The sequence below is a fragment of the Mycobacteroides sp. H003 genome, assembly GCF_001440135.1.
Classification (GTDB): Bacteria; Actinomycetota; Actinomycetes; order Mycobacteriales; family Mycobacteriaceae; genus Mycobacterium; species Mycobacterium gwanakae.
Genome location: NZ_LJYL01000005.1, coordinates 1 through 1,553, shown reverse-complemented (window position 1 = coordinate 1,553; position 1,553 = coordinate 1). Strand labels below are relative to the sequence as shown.

The 1,553-nt window shown below is 65.6% G+C and carries 2 protein-coding genes; both read left to right on the top strand.

Annotation, left to right across the window (positions count from 1 at the left end; all coding sequences use genetic code 11):
- Positions 1-1,270: PPE domain-containing protein (locus AOT87_RS00040; protein ID WP_057966644.1), on the top strand; the 1,270-nt coding region annotated here is incomplete at its 5' end.
- A 55-nt stretch (positions 1,271-1,325) separates the two neighbouring features.
- Positions 1,326-1,553, top strand: a 228-nt coding sequence (locus tag AOT87_RS00035) for a hypothetical protein (protein ID WP_057966643.1), incomplete at its 3' end; no start/stop codon positions are given.

Below are 1,553 nucleotides of genomic sequence, written 5' to 3'. Positions count from 1 at the left end.
TGTATTGCAGGAGACGGCCGCCGCCGGTTATGCCACGGCTCTGGCCGCGATGCCGACGCTGGCCGAGCTGGCGGCCAACCACATGATTCATGGCGTGCTATTGGCCACCAATTTCCTTGGTATCAACACCATTCCGATCGCGCTCAATGAGGCCGACTACATCCGGATGTGGGTTCAGGCCGCCACCACCATGGGCGTCTACCAAGGGGTTTCCACGGCCGCTGTGGCGTCGGTCGCGCCGACGACACCCGCGCCGATGATCATGGCTCCGGGCGGCGAGGTGACGTCACGGATGGCCGACATGTCGGGCCTGGCCGCGCAGGCGCAGGCTGCCGAATCCGGCACCGCGCTGGACGACAGCGAGAGCTTCTTCGAGAAGCTGATGCGGCAGATTCAGGAGTTCTTCACCGACCCGCTCGGCACCTTGCAAAGGATCTTGCAGGACTTCCTGCGCAACCCACTCGAAGCGCTCGTGGCGTGGGGTCCGCTGTTGTTCTTCATCGCGTACGAGGCGTTCTTCATCCCCTTCGGGTTCACCTTCTGGGGCGTCATGCTGTCGGCTCCGCTGTGGCTTCCCCTGCTCCTGATCGGACTGGCGCAGTTGATCAACCCGGTTCCGGTCGACGCCGACGTACCCGGGGAGGAACCCGCGCCGCAACCAGCCCAGGTCGTGCGCAACTCACCTCAGCAGCAGCCGTTTGCGATGGGCGGAATGCCCGGAAGCGGCGGCACGGCAATTACCAGCGGTACGGGTGCACCGTCCGCCCCCGCGACACCGGCTTCGCCTGCTGTCGCGGCGGTGACTCCTGCCTACATGGTGTACGCGGCACAGGAGGATCCGCCGGCGGCGCGGTTTGGGCCGACATTGAATGAAGGTGCAGGTGCCAAGGCGCCGGCAGCGGGGATCTCCGCAGCGGCCGCAGCGGCCGCGTCGGCGCGTTCACGTGCCCGCCGCAAGCGTGGTGCGCGGATCAAGGATCCGGCCCCGCAGTTCATGGACATGAATTCCACCGTGGACCCGGACTTTTCGGAACCGGCAGCGCGTCAGCCCGCTGGTGTCGGGGCTTCTTCTCGCGGCACTGGCCAGCTCGGCTTTTCCGGGACGGTATCCAGGAGTACCTCGAGCACCAGCGCGGCCGGTCTGATCGAACGCGAAACATCGGCCGAGGCCATCGACAGTTCGCGTACCGCCCCGATGCTGCCCACCACCTGGGGCACCGACGCGAACGTGGATCCCCAGGACAGCGCCGAAGGGGGGCCTCACAGCTGAGCGGCCACGAACAACCAGAAATCACCGACAACACAACACGATTGAGGAGATGAATATGAGTTTGCTTGATGCACACATTCCGGCGCTGATCGCCGCGGAGGGCACTTTCGGGGCCAAGACCGCTTTGATGCGTTCGACGATCTCGCAGGCCGAGCAGGCCGCGATGTCGGCCCAGGCCTTCCACGTCGGAGAGTCTTCGGTGGCCTTCCAGGCCGCACACGCCCGGTTCGTGGAAGTCGCCGCAAAGGTCAACGCCCTGCTCGATATCGCCCAGCTCAACCTC